16 protein-coding genes are annotated in these 14,781 nt (G+C 63.1%); 7 read left to right on the top strand and 9 right to left on the bottom strand.

Annotated elements, in window-relative coordinates; all coding sequences use genetic code 11:
• The first annotated feature begins 54 nt into the window (after positions 1-54).
• The gene (locus tag LOY26_RS26415) at positions 55-954 is read left to right on the top strand and encodes a homocysteine S-methyltransferase family protein (RefSeq protein ID WP_186655565.1); all 900 of its coding nucleotides are present in this window, start codon (positions 55-57) and stop codon (positions 952-954) included.
• On the opposite strand, the gene LOY26_RS26410 is transcribed toward LOY26_RS26415, so the two are convergent.
• From LOY26_RS26410 to LOY26_RS26400, 3 genes are read right to left on the bottom strand one after another with little or no spacing between them, the layout of a single operon-like run.
• A complete protein-coding gene (locus LOY26_RS26410; protein WP_033702396.1) occupies positions 955-1,626 on the bottom strand; it encodes a GNAT family N-acetyltransferase in 672 nt (223 codons plus the stop codon).
• A gap of 7 nt (positions 1,627-1,633) precedes the next feature.
• The gene (locus LOY26_RS26405; protein WP_047582522.1) at positions 1,634-2,080 is read right to left on the bottom strand and encodes a GNAT family N-acetyltransferase; all 447 of its coding nucleotides are present in this window, start codon (positions 2,078-2,080) and stop codon (positions 1,634-1,636) included.
• Between the two features lie 11 nt (positions 2,081-2,091).
• Complete coding sequence (locus tag LOY26_RS26400) at positions 2,092-2,721, bottom strand: FMN-binding negative transcriptional regulator (protein ID WP_033702393.1); 630 nt, start codon at positions 2,719-2,721, stop codon at positions 2,092-2,094.
• Between the two features lie 89 nt (positions 2,722-2,810).
• Between LOY26_RS26400 and LOY26_RS26395 the strand changes: the two genes are divergently transcribed.
• Positions 2,811-4,340: a PLP-dependent aminotransferase family protein gene (locus LOY26_RS26395; RefSeq protein WP_047582524.1), complete on the top strand. Its 1,530-nt coding sequence runs from the start codon at positions 2,811-2,813 to the stop codon at positions 4,338-4,340.
• Positions 4,341-4,369: 29 nt separating this feature from the next.
• Here the strand turns inward: LOY26_RS26395 and LOY26_RS26390 are convergent, their stop codons facing one another.
• From LOY26_RS26390 to aspA, 4 genes are all read right to left on the bottom strand, one after another.
• Positions 4,370-5,473, bottom strand: coding sequence for a polyamine ABC transporter substrate-binding protein (locus LOY26_RS26390; protein WP_033702389.1), 1,104 nt, complete (start codon positions 5,471-5,473; stop codon positions 4,370-4,372).
• Positions 5,473-6,516 (bottom strand): histone deacetylase family protein, encoded by a 1,044-nt coding sequence (locus LOY26_RS26385; RefSeq protein ID WP_033702387.1) that lies wholly within the window; start codon positions 6,514-6,516, stop codon positions 5,473-5,475. The genes LOY26_RS26390 and LOY26_RS26385 overlap by 1 nt, the downstream gene beginning before the upstream one ends.
• A 119-nt stretch (positions 6,517-6,635) precedes the next feature.
• A complete protein-coding gene (locus LOY26_RS26380) occupies positions 6,636-7,628 on the bottom strand; it encodes an AraC family transcriptional regulator (RefSeq protein ID WP_033702385.1) in 993 nt (330 codons plus the stop codon).
• A 175-nt stretch (positions 7,629-7,803) separates the two neighbouring features.
• Positions 7,804-9,228, bottom strand: coding sequence for an aspartate ammonia-lyase (gene aspA, locus LOY26_RS26375; protein WP_033702596.1), 1,425 nt, complete (start codon positions 9,226-9,228; stop codon positions 7,804-7,806).
• A 182-nt stretch (positions 9,229-9,410) separates the two neighbouring features.
• On the opposite strand from aspA, the gene LOY26_RS26370 reads away from it, so the two are divergent.
• The 5 genes from LOY26_RS26370 to LOY26_RS26350 all read left to right on the top strand — a co-directional run bounded on the left by LOY26_RS26370 (position 9,411) and on the right by LOY26_RS26350 (position 13,023).
• Entirely contained in the window at positions 9,411-10,343 is a 933-nt protein-coding gene (locus LOY26_RS26370) for a LysR substrate-binding domain-containing protein (RefSeq protein ID WP_077068706.1), read from the top strand.
• 171 nt (positions 10,344-10,514) lie between these two features.
• The gene (gene purE / locus LOY26_RS26365) at positions 10,515-11,006 is read left to right on the top strand and encodes a 5-(carboxyamino)imidazole ribonucleotide mutase (protein WP_016489856.1); all 492 of its coding nucleotides are present in this window, start codon (positions 10,515-10,517) and stop codon (positions 11,004-11,006) included.
• Positions 11,007-11,016: 10 nt separating this feature from the next.
• A complete protein-coding gene (locus LOY26_RS26360) occupies positions 11,017-12,099 on the top strand; it encodes a 5-(carboxyamino)imidazole ribonucleotide synthase (RefSeq protein WP_033702381.1) in 1,083 nt (360 codons plus the stop codon).
• A 96-nt stretch (positions 12,100-12,195) separates the two neighbouring features.
• Positions 12,196-12,441 carry a GlsB/YeaQ/YmgE family stress response membrane protein gene (locus LOY26_RS26355; protein WP_033702379.1) on the top strand — a complete coding sequence of 82 codons (246 nt, stop codon included), beginning with the start codon at positions 12,196-12,198 and terminating at the stop codon, positions 12,439-12,441.
• A 48-nt stretch (positions 12,442-12,489) separates the two neighbouring features.
• Entirely contained in the window at positions 12,490-13,023 is a 534-nt protein-coding gene (locus LOY26_RS26350) for a DUF3299 domain-containing protein (protein WP_162181159.1), read from the top strand.
• A gap of 156 nt (positions 13,024-13,179) precedes the next feature.
• On the opposite strand, the gene LOY26_RS26345 is transcribed toward LOY26_RS26350, so the two are convergent.
• Both LOY26_RS26345 and LOY26_RS26340 read right to left on the bottom strand, forming a co-directional pair.
• Positions 13,180-14,076 carry a D-hexose-6-phosphate mutarotase gene (locus tag LOY26_RS26345; protein ID WP_258714252.1) on the bottom strand — a complete coding sequence of 299 codons (897 nt, stop codon included), beginning with the start codon at positions 14,074-14,076 and terminating at the stop codon, positions 13,180-13,182.
• Positions 14,077-14,147: 71 nt separating this feature from the next.
• Positions 14,148-14,546: an acyl-CoA thioesterase gene (locus tag LOY26_RS26340; protein WP_003253317.1), complete on the bottom strand. Its 399-nt coding sequence runs from the start codon at positions 14,544-14,546 to the stop codon at positions 14,148-14,150.
• Positions 14,547-14,781 lie beyond the last annotated feature (235 nt).

Here is a 14,781-nt window from a genome sequence, read left to right as displayed (position 1 = left end):
ATAACAAGTTACACACTAATGAATTTTATTTATAAACATATAAGTGATAGGCATATGGGCGAACGATCGCTGGTAATTCTGGATGGCGGTATGGGGCGAGAGCTGCAGCGTCGTGGTGCGCCGTTCCGGCAGCCCGAATGGTCAGCGTTGGCCTTGAGCGAAGCACCTGAAGCGGTGGTGGCGGTGCATGCGGCGTATATCGAGGCCGGGGCGCAGGTCATCACCAGCAACAGCTATGCGGTAGTGCCGTTCCATATTGGGGAAGCGCGCTTCGCCCAGGAAGGGCGCGCATTGGCCGCAACGGCAGGGCAACTGGCCCGTGCCGCAGCCGATGCGGCTGCCGTACCTGTTCGTGTTGCCGGGTCGTTGCCGCCGCTGTTCGGCTCTTACCGCCCGGACCTGTATCAGCCGGAGCGGGTCAGCGAAGTACTGACACCGCTCCTGGCAGGGCTGGCGCCTTATGTGGACCTGTGGTTGGCCGAAACCCAGAGCTCGATTGAAGAAGTGCGGGCCATCAGCTCGCACCTGCCGCAGGACGGCAGGCCGTTCTGGGTGTCGTTCACCCTTGAAGATGAAGGCGTCGTGGACGTGCCGCGCCTGCGCTCCGGGCAGACCGTTGCCGCGGCAGCCGAAGCGATTGCCGAGCTGGGCGTCAGTGCGTTGTTGTTCAACTGCAGCCAGCCCGAAGTGATCGGTGCTGCGCTGGATGTTGCGCGCGAGGCTTTCGAGCGCTTGGGCGTGGACATCGCCATTGGCGCTTACGCCAATGCCTTCCCCCCGCAACCCAAGGACGCCACCGCCAACGATGGCCTGGATGAGCTGCGCGAAGACCTCGACCCGCCGGGTTATCTGAGCTGGGCCAGCAGCTGGCGCCAACGCGGTGCCAGCCTGCTCGGCGGTTGCTGTGGTATCGGCCCGGAGCACATTGCAGAACTCAGGGCCAAGCTGGCCTGATCACGCGTTGCGGCAGGCTTCCAGCGTCCTGGCTTGCCCTTCAGGGCGTTGGTTGTCGGCACTCAACCAGCGCTCGAACCCCGCCGCTACCGTTGGCCACTCGTCATCGGTGATCGAGTACCACGCGGTATCCCGGTTGTGGTCCTTGACCACCAGGTGTTTGCGGAACACCCCCTCATAGACAAAGCCGAACCGCTGCGCCGCGCGCTTGGAGCGGGCATTGGCGTTGTTGCACTTCCACTCGAGCCTGCGGTTGCCCAGCTCGAAACCCAGCTTGCCCAGCAGGTACACCGCTTCGGTCCCCTTTGGCGTGCGCTGCATGGCGGCGCCGAAGGCGATGTGGCCGATCTCGATGCGGCCATGGTCGGGCACGATCGACATCAGGCTGAGAATGCCTTGGGCCTGGCCGGTAGGGCGGTCGATAACGGTGTAGAACAACGGATCAAGGCTGGCGGCATGGCCTTGCAGCCAACGGTCGAAGGCGCCGCGTTCGGGGAATGGGCCATAGGGCAGGTAATCCCACAGGGCCGGGTCGGCTTGCGGGCCTTGCAAGACGTTCCACAGGTCGTCGCCGTGACGTGCCGGGTCGAGTTTTTCAAGGCGGATGAAGCGGCCCTCGATGGTGTCTGCCGTGGGTGCCTTGGCGGGTTTCCAGTTCAGTGCGTCGGTCATGTCGTGGCTACAACCCTTTGCGGAATTGAATGAAGCCCGGCCGCTCGGCAACCTGCTGGTACAGGCTGATGGCGGTGGCGTTGGTTTCGTGGGTCAGCCAGTGCACCTTGGCACAGCCGGCCGCCTTGGCGGTGGCGTAGACATGCTCGATCAGCTGGCGACCGATGCCCAGGCCGCGTTGCGTGCCATCCACATAGAGGTCCTGCAGGTAGCACGAGTTCTCGATGCTCCAGTTGGAACGATGGTAGATCCAGTTGACCATCCCCACTGCCTTGCCATCGACCCAGGCCAGGGCAGAGTGGGTCGGCTCGTGGCTGTCCAGCAGGCGCTGCCAGGTGCTGGTGCTGACCGCTTCGGGCAATTCGGTCTCATAGAAGCGCAGGTAAGCCTGCCACAGGGCAAGCCAGGCGGGATGGTCGTTGGCGCTGACGGGGCGCAGAGTGACGCTGGGCATGGGCTTTTCCTTCAGAGTTGGCGCATGTGCGCTGCAAGTTGGTTGTCCTGGTAGTCGGCACTGTCGCCGAGGCTTTGACGCACTCCGGCGATGTCCTCTGCCGAACGGTTCTGGCTGAGCTTGCGGGCCCCTTGCAGGCGCGTGATCGGCAGGCGAATGCCGACAATGGCGCGGAGCATGCCTTCAAGGTAGTCGCTGGGGGCGTCGGACACTTTCCAGGGTTCGCTGCGGCCGTGCTCATGGCGCTCGGTCAGGCGGCTGACGATCTGCAGCAGCGGCTCGGCCTCGTGGATGACTTCGACTGGGCCATAGGCGTGCACCGCCAGGTAGTTCCAGGTGGGGACCACCTTGGGGTTGTCGGCCTTGCTGGGGTAATAGCTCGGGCTGACATAGGCGTCGGCACCGGGGAACACCAGCAGCGCTTCAGCGCCTTGCTGCAGGTCTTGCCACTGAACGTTGGCCCGGGCCAGGTGCGCGTAGACCGTGCCAAACTCGCCTTGCTGGGTGTCGACCAGGACGGGCAGGTGGGTCGCCTGCAAGCCGTGTTCACCGTGGCTGATGAGGACGGCGAGGCGCGTATCGGCCATGTGCCGGTGCAGGCGTGCTAGGTCATGTTCCTGGTGGGGCTTGCTGTTGTACATGGCGGGTTCCTTGTCGAATGGCTCCATCCTAGGCAGGCTATTGGTTCTGTGTAAGATCCATTTATGGCTGATTTGATAGGTCCAATACGGTGAACAAGCGCCCCCTCATATTGCCTTTCGACCCGGCTGGCATCGTGCTCGACCGCCGCCGCGGGCTCAGCCAGCAGCTCTACCAGGCCTTGCGTGCGCGGGTGTTGGATGGGCGCCTGAGCAGTGGTACGCGATTGCCGGCCAGCCGTGACTTGGCGGCGATACTGGCGCTGTCGCGCAACAGCGTGGTGCGTGCCTATGACCAGTTGTATGCCGAGGGGTATATCGAAAGCCGGGTGGGCGACGGCACCTATGTGATTCAGCTTGAAAAACTATCCACACAACTGTCCACAGGGTTATCCCTAGGGTTATCAACAGGGTTATCCACATTTTCTTTAGAAAATGCTGAGGATTTATCCAGCTCTGAGCGCTCCAGCGAGGCGCTTGAGCGTCTGAAAAGTAACCACTTGCCCGTTCCTAGAAGTGGCGCCCCACGTGCGTTCAGGGTCGGCATCCCGGCCTTCGATCTGTTCCCGTTTGACGTGTGGGCCAAGCTGCAAGCGGCTTTCTGGCGTAACCCGGACCCTGCGCAGCTGGGTTACGGTGACCCGGCGGGTGAGCTGCAGCTTCGCGAGCTGATCGCGGCCTATCTGCGGCGTTCACGGGGTCTTTCGTGCACGGCTGAACAAATTGTGATCACCAGTGGTGCACAGCAGGCCATCAGCCTTTGTGCACAGTTGCTGTTGCAGCCTGGCGAGGGGGTAGCTGTGGAAAACCCTGGCTATCGGGCCGCTGGGCATACCTTTGCCGTGGCAGGGGGCAAGGTGATGGGCGTACCGGTGGATGAAGAGGGCATGGACTGTGAGCGCCTCGTACAACTGACGGACTGCCGCCTGGCCTACGTCACGCCGGCGCATCAGTACCCCACCGGCGTGACCATGAGCCTGGCGCGACGCCTGGCATTGCTGGCCTGGGCCGAGCGCAACGATGGCTGGATCATCGAAGACGATTACGATGGGGAGTACCGCTACAGCGGTGCGCCATTGGCACCGCTGGCGGCGCTGGACCGACAGGGGCGGGTGCTGTACGTCGGCACGTTCGGCAAAATTGCCTTTCCCGCGTTGCGTCTGGGCTACCTGGTGTTGCCTGCGCGCCTGGTACAGGCGTTCAGCCAAGGGCGGGCGCTGGCCATGCGGCATTCGGAAGTGGGCAGCCAGTGCGTGATGGCCGAGTTCATGGCCCAGGGGCATTTCCAGCGCCACATCCGGCGTATGCGCCGGGCGGCGTTGAGCCGGCGCAATGTACTCAAGGCTGGTTGGCCGCTGGATGTGCCTGGGTTGGGTGGTATGCCGGAAGTCGCGGCGGGGCTGCATGTGAAGGTGGATGTGGATAACTTTGCGCGCGAGCAAGAACTGGTCGCCACGGCAGAAGCGGTAGGGGTTGAGGTAAATCCGCTGAGTAGCTATTGGCTGGAAGACAGCCAGGTGGCTGTGGATAACCGTGCGGGGTTGGTGCTGGGGTTTGCCGCAGTGCCAGAGGCCGACATTGCCAATGCGCTGATGCGCTTGCGCCGGGCCTGGAAAAAGTGAGCGGGGCCGCCTAGCGACCCCGCCACGGCTCAGGTGCCGGACTTGATGCGGGTCCAGGCTCTGGTGCGTGCCCGTTCGGCATCACGTGGCAGTGGTTTGAGGGTGTACAGCTTGGCCATCGCCTCTGCCGTCGGGTACAGGTTGGGGTTATTGCGAATCGCTGGGCTGACCTTGTCGGTCGCGTCCTTGTTCGGGTTCGGGTACCCGACAAAGTCGCTGATCGGCGCTATCACCTCGGGGCGCAGCAGGTAGTTGATGAACGTGTGAGCCTCTTGCGGGTTGGCGGCGTTTTTCGGAATCGCCAGCATGTCGAACCAGATCGGCGCGCCTTCCTTGGGCAGGCGCATGTCGACCACCACGCCGTTCTTCGCATCGTGAGCCCGATTGGCGGCTTGCGAGAAGCTGCCGCTGTAGCCCACCGCCACGCAGATATCGCCATTGGCGATGTCGGCCATGTATTTGGAAGAGTGGAAGTAGGTGATGTGCGGGCGAATCTTAAGCAACAGCGCCTCGGCCTTCTTGTAGTCGTCGGGCTTGGCGCTGTTGGGGTCCAGCCCCAGGTACTTCAGGGCCAGCGGCATAATCTCGGAAGGCGAATCGAGCAGGGCAACGCCACACTGCTTGAGCTTGGCGATGTTCTCTTCCTTGAAGATCAGGTCCCAGCTGTCCACGGGTGCGTTTTCACCGAGCGCCGCCTTGACCTTCGCCGGGTTAAAGCCAATCAGCACGGTGCCGTACATGTAGGGCACGGCAAACTTGTTGCCGGGGTCGTTGGCTTCGATCAGCTTCATCAGGGCCGGGTCCAGGTGTTGCCAGTTCGGCAGCTTGCTGCGGTCCAGCGGCTGGAACACACCGGCTTCGATCTGCTTGGCCAGGAACACGTTGGACGGCACCACCACGTCATAGCCGGAGTTACCGGTAAGCAGTTTGGCTTCCAGCGCCTCGTTGGTGTCGAAAATGTCGTAGATCAGCTTCACGCCGCTGTCTTTCTGGAAGTCGACCAAGGTCTGCGGGGTGATGTAGTCGAACCAGTTGTAGACGCGCAAGGTACGCTGCTCGGCCTGGGCCTGCAGGGCACCGGTGAACAGGGTGGCAGCGATTAACGGGGCGAGCAGACGCTTGAGTCGGGCCATTACCGGGCTCCTGGCTGGGCGTGCTGGAAGCCTTCCAGCACATTGACCGCGTTGATACCGATTTCTTCCACAGCGTAGCCGCCTTCCATCACGAACAGGGTCGGCTTGCCGAGCTGGGCGATGCGCTTGCCCATCGCCAGGTAGTCCGGGCTGTCCAGCTTGAACTGCGAGATAGGGTCGTCCTTGAAGGTGTCCACGCCCAGCGAGATCACCAGCACATCGGCGTCGTAGTCGGCGATGCGCTGGCAGGCGTCCTCCAGTGCGGCGCTCCAGGCTGCCCAGTCACTGCCGGCCGGCAAAGGGTAGTTGATGTTGCAGCCTTCGCCGGCCCCTTCGCCGGTTTCGTCGGCGTAACCGAGGAAGAACGGGAACTCGGCTTGCGGATCGCCATGAATCGAGGCAAACAACACATCGTTGCGGGCGTAGAAGATGTCCTGGGTGCCGTTGCCGTGGTGGTAGTCGACGTCGAGGATGGCGACTCTGCGGCGGCCCTGGTCAAGGAAGGCCTGGGCGGCGATGGCGGCATTGTTGAGGTAGCAGTAGCCGCCCATGACTTCGGCGGCGGCATGATGCCCTGGTGGGCGACACAGGGCGAATGCCGAATGGGCGCCTTGCTGGATCGCCGCCTGGGCGGTGAGTGCGACCTGGGCGGCGCTGTAGGCAGCCTGCCAGGTACCGGCTGTGATCGGTGCGCCTGCGTCGAAGCTGTAGTAGCCGAGTTCACCATGCAGGCCGGTGGGTTTTAGCTGGCGCAGGGTGCGGGCTGGCCAGGTGAAGGGCAGCAGGTCGCCGTCGTGGCCCAGTGCGGCCCAGCGCGCCCAGGCGCCCTCGAAGAAGTCCAGGTAATCGGCGCTGTGGATTCGCAGCAGCGGTGCACGGCCGAAGTCGGTTGGGCCCTGTACATCGCCGAGTTGGCGTTTGTTCACTTGATCGAGCACATGGTCGGCGCGCGAGGGCATTTCGAAGCAGGGCATCAGCTTGCCGTCGATCAGCTCGCAGCGGCCGTGGTGCAGGCGGTGGTCATCGGAATAGATCGTCAGCATTGTTGTTCTCCGGTTGAACTGGCGTGGGCCCATTTTCAGTGCAGGCCCTGCCAGGGAGAACGACGCAAACGGCCAAAAGGGGATCGATGTGGCCAAGCTCGCTGGCCACTTTTGCGGGCTTACCCGCGAAAATGGCTAGGCGCCACTCCGCTCCAGCGTTGGAAGGCATGGCGGAAGCTGGCCGTTTCGCTGAACCCCAAGGTTTCGGCAATGCGGTAGATCGGCATGTGCTCATCGGCCAGCAACTGCTTGGCCCGCTCGAAGCGCAGTTCATCGAGCAACTGTTGATAACTGCTGCCCAGTGCCTGCAGGTGCCGGCGCAAGGTCCGCGATGAGCAGTTCATCTGCCGCGCCAGGCCCTCAAGCCCGGGTGCTGCATCCAGTTGTTGGGCCAGTAGTTGGCGAATTCGCCCGAGCCAGGCCTGGCGCCCTGTGAACTCCAGGTTCAGGCGCCGGCAGCGCTCGCCCATGGCTTTGTGGGTGATGGGGTCGGCCAACGGTAGCGGCATGTCCAGCCAACGCCGTTCGAAGGCAAAGGCGTTGTCCTCGGCAGCGAAGCCGATCGGGCACTGGAAGGCACGGGTATATAGGCTGTGGTAGCCCGGCCGGGCATGTTCGAAACGGGTGCCGAGCAGCGGCAGTGGACGGCCAAGCAGGTCGTCGCAGATCACTTTCAGCGAGACCAGGCAGAACTCGGCGTTGAAGGCGGTCAGCGCGGGGCTGTCACGGTAGTCGCTGGCGCTGAGCCAGACGCGCTGGCCATCGTCGATCAGGCGTAGCTCGAAGACTGTTCCCAGCAGTGCCGGAAAGCGCAGTGCCAGGCGCAGGGCGTCACCCAAAGTGGCACTGGAGAGCAGGGCGTAACCGAGCATGCCATAGCACGACACATGCATGCGCTGGCCCAGCTCCAGGCCGATGTCTTCACGCCGGGCAACGGCATTGGCACACACTTGCAGCTCTTGCTGGGTGGTGATGCGTGCGTCGGCATGCCCCAGGTCCGCCGGGCCGATGCCGCTGCCGGCCAGCAAGGCCGCCGCCTCGCAACCCTCTGCCTGGAAGACGTTGAGGATCAGCGAAACCGCGTTGAGGGTGGTCAGGTGGCTGTGCAGCATGCTCGGTATCCCGTTGGGTGGGATGCATTATGGAGCAAGTTGTGTGCCGGGATGCGCAGGTTGCACGGCGGCTCGAAACGCGCAGGCAAAAAAAGGCCCGAAGCATGCGCTCGGGCCTTTGAAAGGTTGAGAGGTGTCTAGTCCCTCGACCTGGTGAGACAGGTGAAGCGGTCGGTTACGCCTTCAGCGGAACCAGACGCGGTGCGATCATGTTTTCCGGACGCAGGATGTCGTTGAGCATCTCTTCGTCCAGCAGCTTCTCTTCGCGCACCAGTTCCAGCACACCGCGGCCTGTTTCCAGCGCAACGCGGGCGATACGGGTGGCGTTTTCGTAGCCGATGTAAGGGTTCAGGGCGGTGACCAGGCCGATCGAGTGCTCGACCAGTTCACGGCAGCGCTGTTCGTTGGCAGTGATACCGACGATGCAGTGCTCGCGCAGCATGTCCATGGCGCGCTGGAGCAGGCGGATCGAATCGAAGATCTTGTAGGCGATCAGCGGCTCCATCACGTTCAACTGCAGCTGGCCACCTTCGGCGGCGACGGTCAGGGCCAGGTCGTTGCCCATGATGGCGAAGGCCACCTGGTTGACGGCTTCCGGGATAACCGGGTTGACCTTGCCTGGCATGATCGAGCTGCCTGGCTGACGCGCTGGCAGGTTGATCTCGTTGATGCCGGTACGCGGGCCGCTGGACAGCAGGCGCAGGTCATTGCAGATCTTCGACAGCTTGACCGCGGTACGCTTGAGCATGCCGGAGAACAGCACGAAGGCGCCCATGTCGGAGGTGGCTTCGATCAGGTCGGCAGCCGGTACCAGCGGCTGGCCGCTGATGGTCGCCAGGCGCTGAACGGCCAGCATCTGGTAACCAGGGTCGGCGTTGATGCCGGTACCGATGGCGGTACCACCCAGGTTGATTTCGGTCAGCAGCTCTGGCGCCAGCGAACGCAGACGGTTGAGGTCTTCGGTCATGGTGGTGGCGAAGGCGCGGAATTCCTGGCCCAGGGTCATCGGCACGGCGTCCTGCAGCTGGGTGCGGCCCATCTTCAGTACGTGGTCGAATTCCTTGCCCTTGGCAGCGAAGGCCTGGATCAGGCTGTCGAGGCTGGCGAGCAGGGCGTCATGACCCAACAGCAGACCCAGACGAATAGCGGTCGGGTAGGCGTCGTTGGTCGACTGCGCCATGTTCACGTCGTTGTTCGGGTGCAGGTACTGGTACTCACCCTTCTGGTGGCCCATGGCCTCCAGCGCAATGTTGGCGATGACTTCGTTGGCGTTCATGTTGGTAGAGGTACCAGCACCGCCTTGAATCATGTCCACCACGAACTGCTCGTGGTAGTCGCCCTTGATCAGTCGTCCGCAAGCGGCGCTGATGGCGGCGTGCTTGGCATCGCTCAGGTGCCCCAGCTCTCGGTTGGCGTCAGCAGCTGCCTGCTTGACCATCGCCAGGCCGACTACCAGTTTCGGGTAGTGCGACAGCGGAACACCGGAGAGGTGGAAGTTGTTGGCAGCGCGCAGGGTCTGGATGCCGTAGTAGGCATCAGCAGGAACTTCAAGGGTACCCAGCAGATCTTTTTCGACGCGGAACGATGCAGCGGAAGACATGATGTATATCATCTCGAATTTGACCCGGCACATGCCGGAATGGCGCTAATCCTAGGCCTGAAGAGGATTTTGCGGCCAATGCTGTTGCACGCTAACCTATGCACAAACGGCATAGTGTTTCATGTGACGCCAATTGACATTCGAGCGTGTTCCATTTTGGTGCATGCCGGGAGATGTGCTTCGTGAACCTGGAAAGCAAATGGCTGGAAGACTTCAGCGCGCTGGCCGCCACCCGCAGTTTTTCGCAGGCGGCAGAACGGCGTTTCGTCACTCAACCGGCCTTCAGTCGTCGTATTCGCAGCCTGGAAGCAGCCTTGGGCCTGCAGCTGGTGAACCGTTCCCGCACGCCGATTGAGCTGACCGAGGCCGGGCAGCTTTTCCTGGTCACAGCGCGTACCGTTGTCGACCAGTTGGGCGAAATTCTGCGCCATTTGCATCACCTTGAAGGTGGCCAGGGCGAAGTTGTCCAGGTGGCAGCAGCACACTCCTTGGCCTCGGGGTTCTTCCCGCGGTGGGTTGCCCAGTTGCGCAACGATGGCTTGAACATCGCCACCCGCCTGGTTGCGACTAACGTCGGGGATGCGGTGCATGCCCTGCGTGAAGGGGGTTGCGACCTGATGCTGGCCTTCTATGACCCCGACGCCGCGCTGCAGATGGACGCCGAAATCTTCCCCTCGCTGCACATGGGCAACACCGAAATGTTGCCGGTGTGTGCCGTCGATGCCGGCGGGCAGCCATTGTTCGACCTGGAAGGCGAGGGCAGTGTGCCGCTGCTGGCCTATACCGCCGGCGCCTTCCTCGGCCGGTCGGTCAACCTGCTGCTGCGCCAGCGCAACCTGCGCTACACCACCGTTTATGAAACCGCCATGGCCGACAGCCTCAAGAGCATGGCGCTGGAAGGCATGGGCATCGCCTGGGTGCCACGCCTGTCGATGCGCGGCGAGCTGGAACGGGGCGAGCTGGCGATCTGTGGTGGCAGCCAATGGCATGTCCCCCTGGAAATCCGCCTGTACCGCTGCGCCCTGGTGCGCAAGGCCAACGTGCGCTTGCTGTGGCGCAAGCTCGAAGGTGCAGCGGCGGTTGACCCAAAAGTCAGCCAAAGCCCCGAAAAATAGGGCCGACAGTTGGTCGCCGGGGGTGCCAGCATCGCCCTGGGTTACGGTATACTGCGCGGCCTTTCGACCGGATAGCTCCGGTCCTGATCAGCAAACAAGCCACGCCGGTCGTCCCGCGTGGCTTGTTGTTTTTTGACGCGCCCAAGGGCGCACAAGCGAAGAGGCTCGACGATGAGTGCACTGGTTGGCGTGATCATGGGCTCCAAGTCCGATTGGTCCACCCTTAGCCACACCGCCGATATGCTGGAAAAACTCGGCATTCCCTACGAAGTGAAGGTGGTTTCCGCCCACCGTACTCCGGATCTGCTGTTCCAGTATGCCGAAGAGGCCGAAGGCCGTGGCATCGAGGTGATCATCGCCGGTGCCGGTGGCGCAGCCCACCTGCCAGGCATGTGCGCCGCCAAGACCCACCTGCCGGTGCTGGGCGTGCCGGTCCAGTCGTCGATGCTGTCGGGCGTCGATTCGCTGCTGTCGATCGTGCAGATGCCTGCCGGCGTACCGGTCGCGACCCTGGCCATCGGCCGGGCTGGCGCGATCAACGCGGCACTGCTGTCGGCGAGCATCCTGGGCGCCAAGTACCCGCAGTACCACGCGGCGCTCAAGCAGTTCCGCACGGAACAGACCGACACCGTGCTGGACAATCCAGACCCGCGCCAGGCTTGAGGCTGACCCCATGAAGATCGGTGTAATCGGTGGTGGCCAGCTCGGCCGCATGCTGGCTCTGGCGGGTACTCCGCTGGGCATGAACTTCGCTTTCCTCGACCCGGCACCTGATGCTTGCGCCGCGCCGCTGGGCGAGCACCTGCGCGCCGACTACGGTGACCAGGACCATCTGCGCCAGCTGGCCGACGAAGTCGACCTGGTGACCTTCGAGTTCGAAAGCGTTCCGGCCGAGACCGTAGCGTTTCTCTCGCAGTTCGTCCCGGTCTACCCCAGTGCCGAGGCACTGCGCATTGCCCGTGACCGGCTGTTCGAGAAGAGCATGTTCCGCGACCTGGGCATCCCCACCCCGGCCTTCGCCGACATTCTCTCCCAGGCCGACCTGGACGCGGCAGTCGCCAGCATCGGCCTGCCGGCCGTGCTCAAGACCCGCACCCTGGGCTACGACGGCAAGGGTCAGAAGGTCTTGCGCAGCGCTGAAGACGTGGTCGATACCTTCGCCGAGCTGGGCAGCGTGCCCTGCCTGCTGGAAGGCTTCGTGCCGTTCACCGGCGAAGTCTCGCTGGTGGCCGTGCGTGGCCGCGACGGTGAAACCCGCTTCTATCCGTTGGTGCACAACACCCACGACAGCGGCATCCTGCGCTTGTCGGTGGCCAGCGCAGCGCACCCGCTGCAGGCCCTGGCCGAAGACTACGTCGGCCGCGTGCTGCAGCAGCTGGACTACGTGGGCGTGATGGCCTTCGAGTTCTTCGAAGTTGACGGTGGCCTGAAGGCCAACGAAATCGCCCCGCGTGTGCACAACTCCGGGCACTGGACCATCGAAGGCGCCGAGTGCAGCCAGTTCGAGAACCACCTGCGTGCCGTGGCCGGCCTGCCGTTGGGTTCAACCGCCAAGGTCGGTGAGAGCGCCATGCTCAACTTCATCGGCGAAGTGCCAGCGGTGGACAAGGTGGTTGCCATCGGCGACTGCCACCTGCACCACTACGGCAAGGCTTTCAAGGTCGGGCGCAAGGTTGGCCATGCCACCCTGCGCTGCCATGACATGGCCACCCTCGAGCGCAAGATCGCCGAGGTAGAGGCTTTGATCGCCAGCTGATCGAACTTCTGCGTGCTACCTGCCCTCTGAAATGGCAACAAGTCAAAGCGCTGTCTAGGCTTTGGCTTGTTCCATTTTCACTGCAGAGGGATTGCCATGGGCATCATCGGGACCATCTTCATAGGCCTTATCGTCGGGCTGCTGGCGCGTTTCATCAAGCCAGGGGACGACAGCATGGGCTGGATCATGACCATCCTGCTGGGTATCGCAGGCTCCTTGCTCGCCACCTACGGCGGCCAGGCGCTGGGCATTTATCAGGCCGGGCAGGCGGCAGGTTTCTTGGGGGCACTGGTCGGTGCCGTCGTCCTTCTGGTGATCTACGGATTGATCAGAAAGCGCTGAATACCGTTTAGAATGCCCGGCAATTCATCCGAGTTGCCGAGCATTGCCATGCGTGCCTTTTTTCTCATCCCCTTGCTTCTGGCCAGCACCCTGGCCCGTGCCGAGCTGCCTGAAACCGACTGGCTGGAGCTGATGCCCAAGTCGGACCAGAAGGCTCTCGAACAGATGCCCGAAATCGATCACGACTCGCCGGAGGCCCTAGGCACCTTCACCGACAAAGGCGGCCTCAAGCAGAGCAAGGGCTTGCCGGCGGTGATGTACTCGACCAAGACCGTGGCGGCCATGAACGGCAAGGACATCCGCCTGGGCGGCTACCCGGTGCCGCTGGAAAGCGATGCCAAGGGCAACAGCACCTTGTTCTTCCTGGTGCCATACCCTGGCGCGTGCATCCATGTGCCGCCACCGCCACCGAACCAGCTGGTGCTGGTGCGTTATCCGAAGGGGCTGAAGATTGATGATATCTACACGCCGCTGTGGGTCAGCGGGGCGTTGAAGGTGGAGAAGGTCAGCAACGACCTGGCCGATGCAGCCTATGCCTTGGATGCGCAGAAGGTGAGGGTGGTGGAAGAAGCTGATCTCTGAGGTTGCCTGTACCGGCCTCCTCGCGGGGCAAGTCGGATCGCCGCACCGCCGCTCCCACAGGTCCCGTAATGCTCGGTACCTATGATGATCCTGTGGGAGCGGCGGTGCGGCGATCCGACTTGCCCCGCGAAGAGGCCGGCAAAGTCATCGCAAGGCTCAGATGGCTTCACTGCCGATACTGACACTCAGCGAGCAAGTCGCCCCAGGCCTCAGCTCCACCACGTCATCCCACACATTGGCCGTCTCGATGCACAGCATCTGCTGCCATCCGTCATCGGCCATGTCCGCCAGCTCCCGGGCCCGCTCGGTCCACGGGTTCCAGATCACCGCCGAGCGTGAGCCGCTGCTGGTCAAGGTAATCCGCCGCTGCCAATGCGGGTCGACAATGCTCAGGGTTTGCGGGGTGGCGAGGTAAATTCGGTCGGTCTCCCCGGCAAACCCCAGCGGCCCTTGCTGCTGGCGCTGTTCCCAGTCAGCCAGGGTCTCGATATAGCCCAGCCCCTCGACCCCTTCGACCCGCGCCTGGCGCACATCGCTCACCGCAAAGTAGCTGTGCAGGGCCTGGCTGAGGGTGACAGGGGTATTGCCCATGTTGCGGCTGGTCAGGCTCAGCGCCAGGCGCTCGCCGAGTTCCACCACCAGTTTCAGCTGCACATCATGGGGCCAGCCGGGCAGGTCGCCCTGGGCTTCGGGCAGTTCGAACTCGATGCGCAGGCCATCGCCCACTTCCTCGATACCCAGCAACTGCCAGTCACGCGCGCGCGCCAGGCCGTGGGCGGGCGCTTGCTCGCCGCGGTACATGGCCTGCACGGCCTGGGGGTTGCGCTGCAGGTTGCCGAACCAGGGCCAGCACACCGGTACACCGGCGCGTACCGATTTGCCCTGGCGGAAAATGGCCTGATCGCTCAGCCACAGCAGCGGCGGTTCGCCCACACGCTGGTAGCTGAGGATCTGCGCGCCCTGCTGGGCGATCAGTAGTTCGGCCCGCTCGCTGGTGATGCGCCAGCAGTTGAGTTCGCCGTGTTGCTCGGTGTCGACCTTGAAGGTAGCCATTACGTTCGTCTCATTGATTGCCAGTGGGCCTTGGACCCGGGCACATGCAATGAGTTTACCGCTGGCCGGGCTTAGCGACGAGGCACAGAGCGGGTGCGGCCACTGCCATCGATGGCGACGAACACGAAGACCGCTTCGGTCACCTTGCGCCATTCGCTGGACAGCGGGTCGTCGCTCCAGACTTCGACCATCATCTGGATCGAGCTGCGGCCGATCTCCAGGGTCTGGGTATAGAACGACAGCTGCGCGCCCACGGCTACCGGGACCAGGAAGGCCATGCGGTCGATGGCCACCGTGGCCACACGGCCGCCAGCGACGCGGCTGGCCATGGCGGTGCCGGCCAGGTCCATCTGGGCAACCAGCCAGCCGCCAAAGATGTCGCCGAAGCCGTTGGTCTCACGAGGGAGTGCGGTGATCTGCAAGGCCAGGTCGCCTTGCGGGATTGGATCTTCTTGTTCGAGCTCAATCATGCGATGGGGCCTCTGACCCGTGACGCTTTTCGTTGGTGTGGCGCAAAGGCCGGGTAAACGATTCAGCTGGAAACATACTACGCCGATTTCGTTTCACTGGGCGGCCGTAGGGAAACTCTGCGAAACCGCCTGACATAAAGACCGGCGTTTTCGCACAACATCCCACGCTAGGAGCAACCTTTTCCTACGAATGGCCAGTATATAGAGCATAACGGCCAGCGACGACCGCGCTTTC

Source organism: Pseudomonas sp. B21-047 (assembly GCF_024748775.1).
GTDB classification, from domain to species: domain Bacteria; phylum Pseudomonadota; class Gammaproteobacteria; order Pseudomonadales; family Pseudomonadaceae; genus Aquipseudomonas; species Aquipseudomonas capeferrum.
Note: the sequence above shows the minus strand (reverse complement) of the source record. Positions and strands in the feature narration are given on the sequence as shown.

What these genes read in the sequence shown, in the direction of transcription:
- LOY26_RS26415 (WP_186655565.1), top strand. Translation starts at nt 55, where the DNA reads ATGGGCGAACGATCGCTGGTAATTCTGGATGGCGGTATGGGGCGAGAG.
- LOY26_RS26410 (WP_033702396.1), bottom strand. Translation starts at nt 1,626, where the DNA reads ATGACCGACGCACTGAACTGGAAACCCGCCAAGGCACCCACGGCAGAC.
- LOY26_RS26405 (WP_047582522.1), bottom strand. Translation starts at nt 2,080, where the DNA reads ATGCCCAGCGTCACTCTGCGCCCCGTCAGCGCCAACGACCATCCCGCC.
- LOY26_RS26400 (WP_033702393.1), bottom strand. Translation starts at nt 2,721, where the DNA reads ATGTACAACAGCAAGCCCCACCAGGAACATGACCTAGCACGCCTGCAC.
- LOY26_RS26390 (WP_033702389.1), bottom strand. Translation starts at nt 5,473, where the DNA reads ATGGCCCGACTCAAGCGTCTGCTCGCCCCGTTAATCGCTGCCACCCTG.
- LOY26_RS26385 (WP_033702387.1), bottom strand. Translation starts at nt 6,516, where the DNA reads ATGCTGACGATCTATTCCGATGACCACCGCCTGCACCACGGCCGCTGC.
- LOY26_RS26380 (WP_033702385.1), bottom strand. Translation starts at nt 7,628, where the DNA reads ATGCTGCACAGCCACCTGACCACCCTCAACGCGGTTTCGCTGATCCTC.
- aspA (WP_033702596.1), bottom strand. Translation starts at nt 9,228, where the DNA reads ATGTCTTCCGCTGCATCGTTCCGCGTCGAAAAAGATCTGCTGGGTACC.
- purE (WP_016489856.1), top strand. Translation starts at nt 10,515, where the DNA reads ATGAGTGCACTGGTTGGCGTGATCATGGGCTCCAAGTCCGATTGGTCC.
- LOY26_RS26360 (WP_033702381.1), top strand. Translation starts at nt 11,017, where the DNA reads ATGAAGATCGGTGTAATCGGTGGTGGCCAGCTCGGCCGCATGCTGGCT.
- LOY26_RS26355 (WP_033702379.1), top strand. Translation starts at nt 12,196, where the DNA reads ATGGGCATCATCGGGACCATCTTCATAGGCCTTATCGTCGGGCTGCTG.
- LOY26_RS26350 (WP_162181159.1), top strand. Translation starts at nt 12,490, where the DNA reads ATGCGTGCCTTTTTTCTCATCCCCTTGCTTCTGGCCAGCACCCTGGCC.
- LOY26_RS26345 (WP_258714252.1), bottom strand. Translation starts at nt 14,076, where the DNA reads ATGGCTACCTTCAAGGTCGACACCGAGCAACACGGCGAACTCAACTGC.
- LOY26_RS26340 (WP_003253317.1), bottom strand. Translation starts at nt 14,546, where the DNA reads ATGATTGAGCTCGAACAAGAAGATCCAATCCCGCAAGGCGACCTGGCC.